Origin of the sequence: Erwinia sp. Leaf53 (assembly GCF_001422605.1) — a bacterium.
In the GTDB taxonomy this organism is placed as follows: Bacteria; Pseudomonadota; Gammaproteobacteria; order Enterobacterales; family Enterobacteriaceae; genus Erwinia.
The window spans coordinates 55,420-70,204 of the sequence record NZ_LMLK01000007.1 but is presented as its reverse complement, the minus strand read 5'-3'; the positions used below and the strand labels follow the sequence as shown (position 1 = coordinate 70,204).

Sequence of the window (14,785 nt, the reverse complement as noted above, 5' to 3'; positions counted from 1 at the left end):
GGGATTACGATGAAATTTTGGTCGTCCGCAGCCGCGATGCTGCTGTTCGCCGCCGCCGCCCACGCCGGTGATTATCGCGTCGTCTACTCCCCCAGCCTGGCGCTGGAGGTGTATATCGACGACGTCAGCAGCAGCGAGGCGCAGGCCTGGTGCCGCCAGACGCTGCCGCTGCGTATCGTCGCCGGTAAACCCGCTGATGCCACGGTGCTGAACGGCTTTCTGCCGCAGGTAGGCAATCTGTTACAGAACCAGTGTTCGCGGCTGCTGGAGCTGCCGTGGCAGCTCACCGACGGCCAGGGCGCGGTGCTGGCCAGCGGCAGCGCGGTAAAAGAGCAGCGCTGGCGCCCCATCGTCACCGCCGGTGATGAGGCGCTGCCGACCGACCTCTCGCCGCCGGCCAACGCCGAGCCGCTGCCGCGCTTTGCGCTGCCCGGCGGCTGCCATTTTCGCACCGGCTGGGATCGCAACAGCGGTTCGCTGTTTATTCCCGCGGCCGCCACGCTGCGCTGCAATGCGCAGGGCTGGCTGGAGGGCAATGGCCAGCTGGAGCTGCTGAAGGCGGATAAAACCGACGCGCGGCCGGTGACCTTTATTGACGGCTACCCGCTGGCGCATCTGCAGCCTGCGGCGACCGGTGCTACGGTGCTGGCGGCCAACAATCAGCGCCTGGTACTGGCCCGGCAGGATGCCGCCGACAGCTGGCTGCTGCTGCCCTATGACGCCCGCCAGCAGCTGTGGTCGTTCAGCGGCACCCTGCTGGTCAAAAGCAGCCGCGACGCCGCCGGTGATGCCGCCGCGCTGAAGCAGCGCGTCAGCGATCTGCATAACCGCTGGGCGGCAACGGTCGACCCGACGGTGACTATTCATGTGCTGCTGGTTGATGACCTGCACGCCGAGCTCGCTGACCCGGCCATTGCGGCCTGGCGCAGCGTTAATTAAGCAGCGGCTCAGCCGACCTGCAGGAGAGTGGCGTTCATGTCATCGAATCTTCAGTCTACGCCGCCCGCCGGTGCCCTGGCCGCCGGCTATCGCTTTAACGAATTTGAAATCAGCGAAGCCATCGGCGGCGGCGGCTTCGGCATCGTCTACCGCGCCTGGGACCACCAGCTGGAACGCACGGTGGCGATCAAAGAGTATATGCCGGCCACGCTGGCCAGCCGCAACGCGGACGGATCGCTGCAGCCGCGCAGCGAGCGCCAGCAGAAACTCTACCAGGCCGGGCTGACCAGCTTTATCCAGGAGGCGCGCCTGCTGGCCCGCTTCAACCATCCGGGGCTGCTCAACGTGCTGCGCTTCTGGGAACAGAACGGCACCGCCTATATGGTGACGCTGTTCTACAGCGGTTCCAGCCTGAAGGCGCTACAGCTTAACGACCCGGCGCGCATCAGCGAAGCCTGGATCCGCCAGCTGCTGCCGCCGCTGTTCAGCGCCATCGCCACCCTGCATCAGGAGGGCTACCTGCACCGGGATATCTCGCTGGACAATATCCAGATCCAGGATAACGACCAGCCGGTGCTGCTGGACTTTGGCTCGGCGCGCAAAGAGATCGGCAACCTGGAGGATGAAACCGAAATCATGCTCAAGCCCGGCTATGCGCCGATTGAGCAGTACAGCGAAGAGGGCGAGCGCGAACAGGGGCCGTGGACCGATATCTACGCGCTGGGTGCGGTGCTGCACACGCTGATCGCCGGCAGCCCGCCGCCGGTCAGCGTCGTGCGCTGTATTGAAGACCGCTACCCGCCGCTGACCGACCGTCGGCCAGCCGGCTGGTCGCTGCCGCTGCTGTACGCGGTGGACCAGGCGCTGGCGATGGCGCCAGGCGAACGGCCGCAGTCGCTGGAGCAGCTGGCGGCGCTGATCGCGCTGCCGGAAGCCGAGGTTGAAGCGCGGCTGCAGCGGGCCAACCTTACCTCCTCAGCGTTACCGGCATCGATGGTGACAGCGGAGAGCAGCGCAGGAACTGACGTGGTTGCCGGGGCAGCACCGGCAGCGATTCCCGCCGCTGATATTGCTGCACAGCCGGCAGCAGCATCAGCGGGTCTGACGCCAGCCGCCGCTCAACCCGCCTCCGTGGCGATTAACCACGCGGCGGCAGCGGCGGCGCCAGTCACCCAGGCGGCGACGCCGCGGCGGCTGTCGCCCGCGCTGCTTGGGTTAAGCCTGCTGTCGCTGGCGGCGGTGGCGGGCGTGGTGTGGATGCTGAATCGCGATGATGCGCCGGTCGCCGCCGCACAGGGTTCTGCCGTCGCCACGCCAGCGGCCCCTGCGGCCAGCTTAGCCACGGTCTATCTGCGGCTGAACAGCGGCGAGTCGCTGCTGGTGAACGGTAAGGTGCAGGCGGTGAAGGCGGACAGTGATGGCCTGGCGGTGCTGAACCTGGCAGCGGGCAGCTGGCAGCTGCAGGTGAAAAGCGCCGGCGGCGTGCGCCAGCAGCAGCTGACTATCGATCGTGCGGGCACCTGGCTGGTAAACCCGCAACCCTGAGGCCGACGTCAGCCGGCCAGCCCGTTATGGTTCTGCTGCAGGTCGCGCACCTTCTCCACCAGCCCGGTCAGGCAGTTATCGGCCATTCCGCGCTGCTGCAGCTCCTGCTCCAGCGAGAACAGATACTGCGCGTTGGTACCCAGCGGCCCGCTGGCCTGGGCGATCAGCGGCGCGATGGTCTGCGGGCAGGAGTCGGACTCATACAGCGGATGGCGCGGGTCCATAATAAACACCAGCGCCGTCACCGTACGGCCGTCATCCAGCGTCAGCCCGCACCAGGTCGGCAGGTAGCAGCCGGTGATCATCTCCCGCTTCCACAGCAGCTCCAGCTCCTCCTGCAGTTTCTCCTCCGGCAGGCGAAACGCCAGACCGCTGGTCTGCCCGCCCTCTTTCAGCGCCAGCATCCGTCCGGGCTGGTTGCGGGTGGCACGCCCGGCGGTCAGCCGCAGGCAGAATGCGCGGTGCCAGCCCTGCAGGGTGCCCGGCGCCGCTTCATCGGCCTCAAATACCGGGTTCCACATCAACGAGCCGTAGCCAAATATCCACACCGGGCTGTGATCGGGCCGGCTCGCCAGCGTCGCCGCCAGCGAGGCCGCACGCTGCTCTTCGCTTAACAACAGCGCCAAATCAATATCGCCAAAGGCGGTCTTACAGTCCGCCCGTGCTAAAAAATCTCTGGTTAACATACCCCTCCTGCACCACTGCGTAACGTCCTGTTATTCATTGACTCACTTCCTGAAACTGGCCGTTTTACGATAAAAAACCGACCCGTCTGATGACCATATGCATTTCAGGGCCGTTCGGCAAGCCTGTAACCGGCTTCATAACAAAAAAGTGTTTTTTATCCCGCTGAAACACTAAGCGTTCTCACGGACAGCGCCCGCAGTATCAAAAAACGCCGGCTGAATCGTGCAAAATGGTGGGTGCAGAACCTACAAAAATCATGGTTAACGTTCAAAATAATGGGTATTATACCCATACTTACTGACAGGGACAGCAGATGAGTAGCGAGGAGTTGATCCGGCAATTGCGGGCTGATGGTTGGCTCAGGCAGCGGCAATCTGGCAGTCATGTGACGCTGAGCAAGCCTGGAGTCATTAAAATTATTACCGTTCCCTATCCTCGCAAGGATCTGTCAAAGGGGATTATCAGACAGGCACAGGAAATATCAGGACTGAAACTGTTTTGAGCCTGATATCCGATTTGCCTGTTTACTGTTGAAATCGTCATTCTTAATCTGGTGAGGCTACGATGCTCTATCCAATCTTTGTTTTCATTAATGAAAGTGGCACCTATGACGGCTATTTTCCCGATGTTGACGGGTGCTTTTTCTCCGGTGATAACCTGGAAGCGGCCGTACGTGATGCTGAAACGGCATTCGGCCAGCATATGGAAGTGTTCACTGAGATGGGCAATCCGGTGGTCGTTCCCCGCGATCCGGCCGCCTGGCTGGGGGACAGCCGTCTGAAAGAAGATGGTGGCTTTCTCACCCTGATTGAGCTGGATCCGGCGAAATATGAGAGAAAAGCGATCAAATTCAATCTGACGATGCCGGGGAATTTGCTCACGGCGATAGACCGTTATATTGAGAAAAACGGTCACTTTCGCAATCGTTCTTCCTTCCTCTCTGAGCTGGCGCGGAAAGAACTGGCCAGAGGGTAACGCCCTAAAAAGTCTCTGCGGGCGCCTGGTTTCGTGATACAGGTGCCCGCCATACTTTTTACCCCGCCGCTGCATGCGTACTTTCCTTTATCGCATCGCATCGCATCGCATCGCATCGCATCGCATCGCATCGCATCGCATCGCATCGCATCGCAGTCAGCGTAATTCCAGGTCGCAAAACAAGAACGGAATTCTTCCATTTTTTGCTAAACCAGTTTAGCTTACGCGTAAATGACCTTAAGGAGAGTGACGATGAGTAACAAAATCTGGGTGCTGGGCGATGCGGTGGTGGACCTGCTGCCGGAAGCGAATAACCGGCTGCTGCAGTGCCCCGGCGGCGCGCCGGCCAACGTGGCGGTCGGCGTGGCCCGGCTCGGCGGCGAGAGCGCCTTTATCGGCTGCGTCGGCGACGATCCGTTCGGTGAGTTTCTGCGCAGCACGCTGCAGCAGGAGCGGGTGGACACGCGGTATATGACCCGCGAAACCGGGCAGCGCACCTCCACGGTGCTGGTCGGTCTGGATGCCGACGGCGAGCGGCAGTTTACCTTTATGGTGCGCCCTTCCGCTGACCTGTTTCTGACCGCTGAACGGCTGCCGCGCTTTGCCGCCGGTGAAGGGCTGCACCTCTGTTCGATCGCCCTGAGCGCCGAACCGAGCCGCAGCGCGGCGATGCAGGCGATGGCGGCGGTGAAGCAGGCGGGCGGCTGGGTAAGCTTCGACCCCAACCTGCGCGACGACCTGTGGCCGGACGCCGCCGAGCTGAACCGCTGCCTGCAGGCGGCGTTTCAGGCGGCAGATATCATTAAGCTGTCCGAGGACGAACTGAACGTGCTGAGCGCGGCGGCCAGCCTGAGCGATCGCATCCACGATTTTGCGGCACGTTACCAGCCGGCACTGCTGCTGGTGACGCTGGGCGGCGCGGGCGTTTACGTCTGGCACCGTGAGCAGCTGCAGCACTATCCTGCCCCGAAAGTCAGCGTGGTGGATACCACCGGCGCGGGGGATGCCTTTGTCGCCGGGCTGCTGGCGGCGCTGGCGCAGGAGGCCAATCCGCTGGCCCCGGCCCGGCTGGCCGCAGCGATTGACCAGGCCCAGCGCAGCGGTGCCGCCGCCACCACCGCCAAAGGGGCGATGACCGCCCTGCCGTACGCCCGCGATCTCGCCGCAGCAGACTGAATACCGGCAGTAACCGCCCACACGAAGGCACAAACTGCTAACCCGGTCACAGTTCCTGAACCGGGTTAGCAAATCTGATTGAAAGGATCGGCCACGATCTTTTACCCTTCCTATCGAACCGGTTTAGCAAAAAAATAAAACAACGCATACTCAGGGAACCGTTACGATGAAAAAAATAAGCACGCTGGCGCTGGCAATCGGTATTGCCCTTGCCACCCCTCTTTCCCAGGCCGCCACCCTTGATAGCCTGGAAGCACGGCTGATCGCTATGGAACAGCGCCTGCAGCAGGCGGAAAAACGCGCCAGTGACGCGGAGCAGCGCGCCGCCAGCGCAGAGAAAACCGTCGCCCGGCTGGAAACGCAGCGCGGCAACGCGCAGGCAACGGCCGGTGCTGCGGGTGCGGGTACGGCGGCCTTTGCCAGTGCGCCAGCCTCTACAACTCCGGCAGCCCCAAATACCGGCACCGCGTCTGCCGCAACCCCGGCCACGCCTGCGGCACCCGCCCCCGCGCCGGTGGCCGGCAAACCGTCCTTTGCCGATGGCTTTGAATTCCACGGCTACGCCCGCTCCGGTCTGATTATGAACGACTCGGCGGCCGGCACCCAGAGCGGCCCTTACCTTACCCCGGCCGGCGAGACCGGCGGCGCGGTCGGGCGTTTAGGCAATGAAAACAACACCTACGTTGAGCTGAATTTCGAACATAAGCAGCAGCTGGCCAACGGTGCCACCACCCGCTTCAAGGCGATGCTGGCCGACGGTCAGCGCAGCTACAACGACTGGACCGGCGGCACCAGCGAGCTGAACATTCGTCAGGCCTTCGTCGAACTCGGCGAGCTGCCGGCGTTTAACGGCGTCTTCGATCACAGTACGCTGTGGGCCGGTAAACGCTTTGACCGCGACAACTTCGACATCCACTGGCTGGACAGCGACGTGGTGTTCCTCGCCGGTACCGGCGGCGGCATCTACGACGTGCAGTGGCGCGACGGGCTGAAAAGCAACTTCTCGGTCTACGGACGTAATTTTGGCAATATTGAAACCATCGATAACACCATCGAGAACTATATCGTCACCGCCAACACCTTTGCCGGCCCGTGGCAGCTGATGGTCAGCGGCATGCGCGCCAAAGACAACGATGAACGTATCAATGAGAGCCGCAACAACGCCAGCGCCGGCGACACCGGCGCACACGCCATGCTGGCGCTGCATAACGACAGCTTCTGGGGGCTGGCCGACGGCCAGGCGAAAACCGCGCTGCTGTACGGACGCGGGCTGGGGGCGGAAGTCAAAGGGCTGGGCTCTGACGGCAACCTGACGCAGCAGGCGCAAACCTGGCGGCTGGCCAGCTACGGCGTGACCCGTCTGAACCCGAACTGGAGCTTTGCCCCGGCCCTGCTGGCGCAGAGCAGCCGCGATCGCTATGCCGCCGGCGACGACTATCGCTGGGCGACGCTGAACGCCCGCTTTATTCAGGAGATTAACCCGAACTTCGCCATGGCCTATGAGGGCAGCTATCAGTATATGGATCTCGACCCGCAGGGCTATAAGCAGCGCCAGGCGGTTTCAGGCGGCTTCTGGAAGCTGACCGTGGCACCGACCTTCAAGGTGGCGGATATCGGCGACTTCTTCACCCGTCCGGAAATCCGCCTGTTCACCAGCTGGATGGACTGGAACAGCTCGCTGGACCGCTACGCCAGCGATGACGCCTTTGGCAGCAGCGGCTTCAGCGCCGGCGGCGAGTGGAATTTTGGCATTCAGATGGAAACCTGGTTCTGACCAGCGGCCACCGTCTTAACGTATAACAGGGGATAACATGGATATTGAAAAAACGGCCCGCGAACTGCTGCCGCTGCTTGGCGGCCGCGAGAATATCGCCAGCGCCGCCCACTGCGCCACCCGCCTGCGGCTGGTGATGGTGGACGACAGCCTGGTTCAGAAAGAGGCCATCGAGGCGCTGGAGGGCGTGAAAGGCTGCTTCCGTAACGCCGGGCAGATGCAGATTATTTTTGGCAGCGGGCTGGTTAACAAGGTGCATGCCGCCTTTATCCAGGCCGCCGGCATCAGCGAGTCGAGCAAGAGCGACGCGGCGAACATCGCGGCGAAAAAACTCAACCCGTTCCAGCGCCTGGCGCGGGTGCTGTCGAACATCTTTGTACCGATCATTCCGGCGATCGTCGCCTCCGGCCTGCTGATGGGCCTGCTGGGGATGGTCAAAAGCTACGGCTGGGCCGATGCCAGCAGCGCGCTGTTTATCATGCTGGATATGTTCAGCTCGGCGGCGTTTATCATCCTGCCGATCCTGATCGGCTTCACCGCCGCCCGTGAGTTCGGCGGCAACCCCTATCTGGGGGCGACGCTGGGCGGTATCCTCACCCACCCGGCGCTGACCAACGCCTGGGGCGTGGCGGGCGGTTTCCAGACCATGAACTTCTTCGGCCTCGACGTGGCGATGATCGGCTATCAGGGCACGGTGTTCCCGGTGCTGCTGACGGTGTGGTTTATGAGCCACTGCGAGAAGCGGCTGCGTCGGGTGATCCCGGACGCGCTGGACATCATCCTGACGCCGTTCCTGACGGTGGTGATCTCCGGCTTTGTCGCGCTGCTGATTATCGGCCCGCTGGGGCGCGGGCTGGGCGACGGCATTTCGCTGGTACTCAGTACGCTGATTGCCCACGCCGGCTGGCTGGCCGGGCTGCTGTTCGGCGGGCTCTATTCGGTGATCGTGATTACCGGGGTTCACCACAGCTTCCACGCCATTGAGGCCGGGCTGCTGGGTAACCCGTCGATCGGCGTCAACTTCCTGCTGCCGATCTGGTCGATGGCCAACGTCGCCCAGGCCGGGGCCTGTCTGGCGGTGTGGTTCAAGGTGCGCGACGTGAAAACCCGCAGCATCGTGCTGCCTTCCGCCTTCTCCGCGATGCTGGGCATTACCGAAGCGGCGATTTTTGGCGTAAACCTGCGTTATATCACGCCGTTTATCGCCGGCCTGGCGGGCGGCGCGGCGGGCGGCGCCTGGGTGGTGATTATGCACGTCAATATGACCGCCGTCGGGCTGACCGCCCTGCCGGGCCTGGCGATCGTGCAGGGCAGCTCGATGCTCAGCTATCTGGTCGGGATGGCGATCGCCTTCGGCGTGGCGTTCACGCTGTCGCTGCTGCTGAAAATCAGGCCGGAGAGTAAAGCATGAGTGAGTCCCGTTTACTGAACCAGGCGCTACGCGCGGTGCTCAGCGGCCAGCCGCGCGCTGCCGCCGACCGTCATCGCCCCGCCTGGCACCTCGCCCCCACCGTGGGGCTGATGAATGACCCGAACGGCTTTATTCAGTTTAACGGCCGCTATGTGCTGTGCTACCAGTGGAACCCGCTGGCCTGCGCCCACGGTGCCAAGTTCTGGGGCCAGTGGAGCTCGGCCGACCTGGTTCACTGGCGGCACGAACCGCTGGCGCTGGCTCCGGCAGAAGAGTATGAGAGCCACGGCTGCTACTCCGGCAGCGCGGTGGATAATCAGGGGGTGCTGACGCTGGTCTACACCGGCAACGTCAAATTTGCCGACGGCGGCCGCACCGCCTGGCAGTGCCTCGCCGAACAGCAGAGCGACGGCAGCTTCCGCAAGCTGGGGCCGGTGCTGGCGCTGCCGGAAGGGTACACCGGCCACGTGCGCGACCCGAAAGTGTGGCAGCACGACGGGCAGTGGTACATGGTGCTGGGCGCACAGGATCAGCAGCTGCAGGGCAAAGTGCTGCTGCTGCGCTCCGCTGACCTGCACGACTGGACGCTGCTCGGCGAAATTGCCGGCAGCCGGGTCAACGGGCTGGGTGATTTTGGCTATATGTGGGAGTGCCCGGACCTGTTTACGCTGGACGACAGCGACGTGCTGCTGGTCTGCCCGCAGGGGCTGCCCGCCGAACAGTACCGCTGGCGCAATACCTTCCAGAGCGGCTACTTCTGCGGCACGCTGGATTACCCGGGCGTGCAGTACCGCCACGGCGACTTTCACGAGCTGGATCACGGCTTCGAGTTCTACGCGCCGCAAACCACCCTGGCCGACGACGGTCGCCGGCTGCTGATCGGCTGGATGGGCATTCCCGACGGCGATGAATTCGCGCAACCAACCCGTGAGCACGGCTGGATGCACACTATGACCTGCCCGCGCGAGCTGACGCTGCACGGCGACCGGCTGCGCCAGCGGCCGGTGCGGGAGCTGCAGCAGCTGCGCGGGCAGGAGACGCAGCTGCGGGGCATCGCAGAGAACCTGCCCGCCGTCGATATCGGCAGCGCCGAGCTGGAGCTGACGCTGACCGGTAGCTGTCATTTCAGCTTTGCTGACACCCTGCATTTGAGCGCCGATCGCCACGGCCTGACCCTGCGGCGGCATAATCTGCGCAGCGGTGAAGAGGAGACGCGTTACTGGCGCGGCGAGGTACGGCAGCTGCGTATTCTCTGCGATCGCTCCAGCGTCGAAATCTTTATCAACGACGGCGACGCGGTAATGTCTTCACGCTATTTCCCGCAGCCGGAGCCGCGGCTGCGCCTGACCGGCAACGCGCAAATTACCCTGCGTCACTGGAGGTTGCAGCAATGCGTGATAGAATGAGCCATTGAGCCTTTACGCGTAAGCCACTGTGACCAAAAGCAAACGTATCACCATCAACGATATCGCCAGGCTGGCCGGAGTCTCCAAGTCCACCGCCAGCCTGGTGCTCAACGGTCGTGGCAAAGAGCTGCGCGTGGCCGAAACGACCCGCCAGCGGGTGCTGGACGTGGCCCGCGAACAGCACTACCAGCCGAGCATTCACGCCCGCGCCCTGAACTCCAGCCGCAGCAACACCCTCGGGCTGGTGGTCCCGGAGATGACCAACCACGGCTTCGCCCGTTTTTCCCACGAGCTGGAGATGCTGTGCCGCGACGCCGGGCTGCAGCTGCTGATCGCCTGTACCGCAGAGAACGCCAGCCAGGAGACGCTGGCGGTAAGCAATCTGATCCAGCGCCAGGTTGACGGGCTGATCGTGGCCTCCAGCCAGCTAAACGACAGCGACTATCAGAAAATTAACCAGCAGCTGCCGGTGGTGCTGTTTGACCGCCATCTCGGCGAGTCGACGCTGCCGCTGGTCATCACCGAAGCCACCTCTCCCACCGCCACCCTGCTGGAAGCCGTGGCGCGTGAGGGCTATGAAGAGATCTACTTTTTCGGCGGCCAGCCGCGCATCTCACCGACCCGCGATCGGCTGGCGGGCTATCGGCTCGGGCTGGAACGCGCCGGGCTGGCGGTCAGGCCGGAGTGGATTATGCACGGCCATTACCATGCCAGTTCAGGCTATGAGATGTTCGCCGAGCTGTATGCGCGGTTGGGCCGGGTGCCGCAGGCGCTGTTCTGCGCCGCCTGCGGGCTGCAGGAGGGGGTGCTGCGCTACCTGAGCCAGCACGGGCTGTTAAACACGCCGATGCACCTGTGCAGCTTTGACGACCACTATCTGTATGATGCGCTGTCGGTGCGTATTGATACCGTTGAGCAGGACGAGCGTCTGCTGGCGTGGAACTGCTTTGAGATGATCGGACAGCTGATTGAGGAGCGCCCGCTGGAGCAGCCGCAGCGCTGTCTGCCGGCGCGGCTGAAGTGGCGGCGGGCAAAACCGCTGTAATCTTCACTGGTTGAGAGCGGTTGTTTTTCAAGCTACCATTTATAACTGCCTGACTAACTTTTAGTTGTTACAGTGCTGTTTTAGGGCTTAACCAGCCGCATTAACATCACTTTAACCCTGCAAATGACGTTTATCGCAGTCGCAATATCACTAATTTATATAGTCTTATTCAGGATGCTTATGACAAATAGCATCTCCATTCATTTTTTACGATTATTCCGTAAAATTCCGTAAAGTCTCCACGAGCCCCCTTAAAAAAGGTTACACTTTAGGCACTTGTCGCTGATACTTCATGCGACACCTTTAAACTGACCGGGAATTTCCCTTTTCAGGTCATGGAACAGAGCAGGAGCGTTAGCCTATGAGTGCATCCGAGAGCAAGACCCGTCACAAAGAGTACTCCCTGATTTTGACTGCTGCCGCGATGGCCGTTTTATGGTTATGGGGCGGAACTAACTCATTACCCGCAGTGATCGGTATTAACCTGCTGGCGCTGGTCGCCATTCTCAGCAGCGCCTTTAGCGTGGTGCGCCACGCCGACGTGCTTGCCCACCGTCTCGGCGAACCTTACGGCTCGCTGATCCTCAGTTTGTCGGTGGTGATCCTTGAGGTGAGTCTGATTTCTGCGCTGATGGCGACCGGCGATGCCGCACCGGCGCTGATGCGCGATACGCTTTATTCCATCATTATGATCGTTACCGGTGGTCTGGTCGGTTTTGCGCTGCTGCTTGGCGGGCGCAAGTTTGCCACCCAGTACGTGAATCTGGCCGGGGTGAAGCAGTATCTGATTGCGATTTTCCCGCTGGCGATGATCGTGCTGGTGTTGCCGGACGCGTTGCCGGGTGGCAATTTCACCACCGGCCAGGCGCTGCTGGTGTCGGCGATTTCCGCGGCGATGTACGGGGTGTTTCTGCTGATCCAGACCAAGACGCATCAGAGTCTGTTCGTGTATGAGCATGAGGATGACGGTGACGATCCGCATCATGGTAAGCCTTCCGCGCATTCCAGCGCCTGGCATACCGGGATGTTAGTGGTGCAGTTGATTGCGGTTATTGCGGTGACTAAGATGAACGCCAATACGTTGGGTTCATTGCTGGAGACGCTGAAGGCGCCCGAGGCCTTTACCGGTTTCCTGGTGGCGTTGTTGATTCTGTCTCCCGAGGGGCTGGGGGCGATTAAGGCGGTGCTGGCCAATCAGGTGCAGCGCGCGATGAATCTGTTTTTTGGTTCGGTGCTGGCGACGATTTCTCTGACGGTGCCGACGGTGACGATTATTGCCACGCTGACCGGGCAGGAGTTGATTTTCGGGCTGGAGTCGCCGCAGATGGTGGTGATGGTGTCGGCGCTGGTGCTGTGTCAGATTTCGTTTTCGACCGGGCGCACGAATGTGCTGAACGGGGCGGCGCATCTGGCGCTGTTTGTGGCGTATCTGATGACGGTGATGCTGTGATCCTTTTTGGATTCGGTGCTTGAGTTTTCTGTGGGCTTCGGTGCTTAAGTCGTCTGTGCGATCGAGAGTGCCAGCCGTCATGCGGGCGACCCTCCGCGGGTTACCCCGCTACGGGCTCATCCCACTGCCCTCCCTGATAATGGGCGTCAGTGTTGTCTGAGTTAGCTACATTGACTAGGTTGGATGGGTTGGCAAGATTAGGCTGGTTGGGTGGGTATTATGCGAAAAAAAGCCACCTTTTTAGGGTGGCTTTTTTGCGTCTGGCGATCGGGCGCGGGTTTAGTTGCTGGTGTCGAGCGCCGGGAAGCTTTTGACCAGGTCGTCGATGGCTTTCATCTGGGCGAGGAACGGCTCAAGTTTGTCCAGCGGCAGCGCGGATGGGCCGTCGCATTTGGCGTTGGCCGGGTCCGGGTGGGCTTCGATAAACAGGCCAGCGATGCCGACGGCCATGCCGGCGCGCGCCAGTTCTGCCACCTGGGCGCGGCGGCCGCCGGAGGCAGCACCGAGTGGGTCGCGGCACTGCAGGGCGTGGGTGACGTCGAAGATCACCGGGCTGTTGCCGGAAACCTGTTTCATGATGTTGAAGCCGAGCATGTCTACAACCAGGTTGTCGTAACCGAAGTTGGCTCCGCGATCGCAGAGGATCACTTTGTCGTTGCCGCCTTCGGCGAATTTGTCGACGATGTTACCCATCTGGCCGGGGCTGACGAACTGTGGTTTTTTCACGTTGATCACCGCGCCGGTTTTGGCCATCGCTTCCACCAGATCGGTCTGGCGGGCGAGGAACGCCGGCAGCTGGATGACGTCGACCACGTCGGCCACCGTCTGCGCCTGGCTGGCTTCGTGCACGTCGGTGATGATTTTAACGCCGAAGGCCTGTTTCAGCTCCTGGAAGATTTTCATCCCCTCTTCGAGGCCCGGGCCACGATAAGAGTGGATAGAGGAGCGGTTGGCTTTGTCAAACGACGCTTTGAATACGTAAGGGATGCCCAGCTTCTGGGTCACGGTAACGTAATGCTCGCAGATACGCATCGCCAGGTCGCGTGACTCCAGCACGTTCATACCGCCAAACAGGACGAATGGCAGGTCGTTTGCGACCGGGATATCGCCAATATTAACCACTTTCTGATTCATTTCATCGCCTTATCATTCAGGTTCACTGAAGTTAGTGAAGGGTAATCTGTTTCTGTTCAATCGAGTGGATCTGCAGCTTAATCATGTCGCTGATCGGATCTTCCGGGCACTGTTCAACAAAGTAGGTCAGGTCGTTCACCGCCACGTGCTCGCAGTCGAGCTGGGCGAAGATCAGCCCACGGTCGCGGATTTCATAAGGGTCTTCCGGATCCATATCAATCAGCAGCTGGCTGACCTGCAGCGCCATTTCCATCTGCTTTTCATCCATCAGCGCCGCTTTCAGGGTGTCGAGCATTTTGCGCAGCACGCTGAGCGGTTCCGATTCCTGTAAATCTTCTTCATACAGCTCGGCCACCGGGCCAATATTGCCCTTCAGCCAGACTTCCAGCGTGTGGTCGTCGAGGGTATCACCGTCAAACGGGTTAATCAGCGACACCTCCTCGTTTATCCACTCGGCACGCAGGATCAGCTGGGTGGGGAAAATTACCGGGTAGAGCGGCAGCTCCAGTTCGCCGGCGATATGCAGGAAGATCACCCCCAGCGAGACGGCGGTTCCCTGGCGGGTATGCAGTACCTTATCCAGCCACAGGCAGTCAGACAGGCGATACACGCCGCTGGCACCGCCAAACCCCCACTGGTGCCAGAACAGCGCGATCAGCTGCTCCAGCTGTAAGTCGGCGGCCAGATCGGTCGGGATGGCGGCCCGCGCCTCGGCGACCAGCTGCGCCAGCTGCGCGCGTACCTCGGCCGACGGGAAGTCACCGCGAATGCTTTCTGACGCGCTCAGCACCGCCTCACTCAGCGGCGCGGCGGTAAAATCAAATTCAGCTATGGACGTCATACAAACCCCAACAGTGGCATTTTAGTTGTAGCTATCCTTACGATTGCCACCAGCGCGGCCAGGGCCACAATAAACGCAATCCAGCGCACCTTCTGCGCGCGTGGACGTTTGCCCAGGGCGATAAAACCGAGAGCGATATAGATAATAACGCCAAACAGCTTCTCAGTCAGCCAGCTGCCCTGCGGTGAAAAGGGATAAAAGTGGGTAACCGTGACCAGCAGCACGCCGGACAGCAGCAGCAGCGTGTCGTTAAGGTGGGGGATAATGCGCACCCAGCGCTGTTGTAACAGCGGTGAGCCGCGCAACAGCCAGCAGAAACGCAGGATAAACATCAGCGCGGTAAGGACAACCGTCAGCAGATGAAAGTGTTTCAGCGGCAGATACCATTCGGCCATAAGACTC

General features: G+C 61.5%; 14 protein-coding genes. 10 read left to right on the top strand and 4 right to left on the bottom strand.

The features are described 5' to 3' along the window. Positions 1–9: 9 nt before the first annotated feature. A complete protein-coding gene (locus tag ASF13_RS07795; protein WP_056234459.1) occupies positions 10–939 on the top strand; it encodes a hypothetical protein in 930 nt (309 codons plus the stop codon). A 36-nt stretch (positions 940–975) separates the two neighbouring features. After that, on the top strand, positions 976–2,484 hold the full coding sequence (locus tag ASF13_RS07790) for a serine/threonine-protein kinase (RefSeq protein ID WP_056234456.1): 1,509 nt from the start codon (positions 976–978) through the stop codon (positions 2,482–2,484). Positions 2,485–2,492: 8 nt separating this feature from the next. Here the strand turns inward: ASF13_RS07790 and ASF13_RS07785 are convergent, their stop codons facing one another. Next, positions 2,493–3,170: a gamma-glutamylcyclotransferase gene (locus ASF13_RS07785; protein WP_056234453.1), complete on the bottom strand. Its 678-nt coding sequence runs from the start codon at positions 3,168–3,170 to the stop codon at positions 2,493–2,495. Between the two features lie 314 nt (positions 3,171–3,484). Between ASF13_RS07785 and ASF13_RS07780 the strand changes: the two genes are divergently transcribed. From ASF13_RS07780 to chaA, 8 genes are all read left to right on the top strand, one after another. Continuing rightward, positions 3,485–3,673 (top strand): type II toxin-antitoxin system HicA family toxin, encoded by a 189-nt coding sequence (locus tag ASF13_RS07780; RefSeq protein WP_056234451.1) that lies wholly within the window; start codon positions 3,485–3,487, stop codon positions 3,671–3,673. 62 nt (positions 3,674–3,735) lie between these two features. Continuing rightward, positions 3,736–4,146, top strand: a complete 411-nt coding sequence (locus ASF13_RS07775) for a type II toxin-antitoxin system HicB family antitoxin (protein ID WP_056234447.1) — start codon at positions 3,736–3,738, stop codon at positions 4,144–4,146. Between the two features lie 252 nt (positions 4,147–4,398). Then, a complete protein-coding gene (locus ASF13_RS07770) occupies positions 4,399–5,322 on the top strand; it encodes an aminoimidazole riboside kinase (RefSeq protein ID WP_056234444.1) in 924 nt (307 codons plus the stop codon). Positions 5,323–5,488: 166 nt separating this feature from the next. After that, positions 5,489–7,096, top strand: coding sequence for a carbohydrate porin (locus ASF13_RS07765; protein ID WP_056234441.1), 1,608 nt, complete (start codon positions 5,489–5,491; stop codon positions 7,094–7,096). A 37-nt stretch (positions 7,097–7,133) separates the two neighbouring features. Beyond that, positions 7,134–8,507: a sucrose-specific PTS transporter subunit IIBC gene (locus ASF13_RS07760; protein ID WP_056234438.1), complete on the top strand. Its 1,374-nt coding sequence runs from the start codon at positions 7,134–7,136 to the stop codon at positions 8,505–8,507. Beyond that, entirely contained in the window at positions 8,504–9,913 is a 1,410-nt protein-coding gene (locus ASF13_RS07755) for a sucrose-6-phosphate hydrolase (RefSeq protein WP_056234436.1), read from the top strand. Before ASF13_RS07760 ends, ASF13_RS07755 begins: the two co-directional genes overlap by 4 nt. Before the next feature lie 28 nt (positions 9,914–9,941). Beyond that, positions 9,942–10,958 (top strand): LacI family DNA-binding transcriptional regulator, encoded by a 1,017-nt coding sequence (locus tag ASF13_RS07750; RefSeq protein ID WP_056234432.1) that lies wholly within the window; start codon positions 9,942–9,944, stop codon positions 10,956–10,958. A 361-nt stretch (positions 10,959–11,319) separates the two neighbouring features. Further along, on the top strand, positions 11,320–12,408 hold the full coding sequence (chaA, locus tag ASF13_RS07745; protein WP_056234429.1) for a sodium-potassium/proton antiporter ChaA: 1,089 nt from the start codon (positions 11,320–11,322) through the stop codon (positions 12,406–12,408). A gap of 279 nt (positions 12,409–12,687) precedes the next feature. Here chaA and kdsA read toward each other — a convergent pair whose 3' ends face one another. From kdsA to ASF13_RS07730, 3 genes are read right to left on the bottom strand one after another with little or no spacing between them, the layout of a single operon-like run. Next, entirely contained in the window at positions 12,688–13,542 is an 855-nt protein-coding gene (gene kdsA, locus ASF13_RS07740) for a 3-deoxy-8-phosphooctulonate synthase (RefSeq protein WP_056234426.1), read from the bottom strand. A gap of 31 nt (positions 13,543–13,573) precedes the next feature. Next, a complete protein-coding gene (gene sirB1 / locus ASF13_RS07735) occupies positions 13,574–14,383 on the bottom strand; it encodes an invasion regulator SirB1 (protein WP_056234423.1) in 810 nt (269 codons plus the stop codon). After that, complete coding sequence (locus tag ASF13_RS07730) at positions 14,380–14,778, bottom strand: SirB2 family protein (protein WP_056234421.1); 399 nt, start codon at positions 14,776–14,778, stop codon at positions 14,380–14,382. Before ASF13_RS07730 ends, sirB1 begins: the two co-directional genes overlap by 4 nt. Positions 14,779–14,785: the final 7 nt, after the last annotated feature.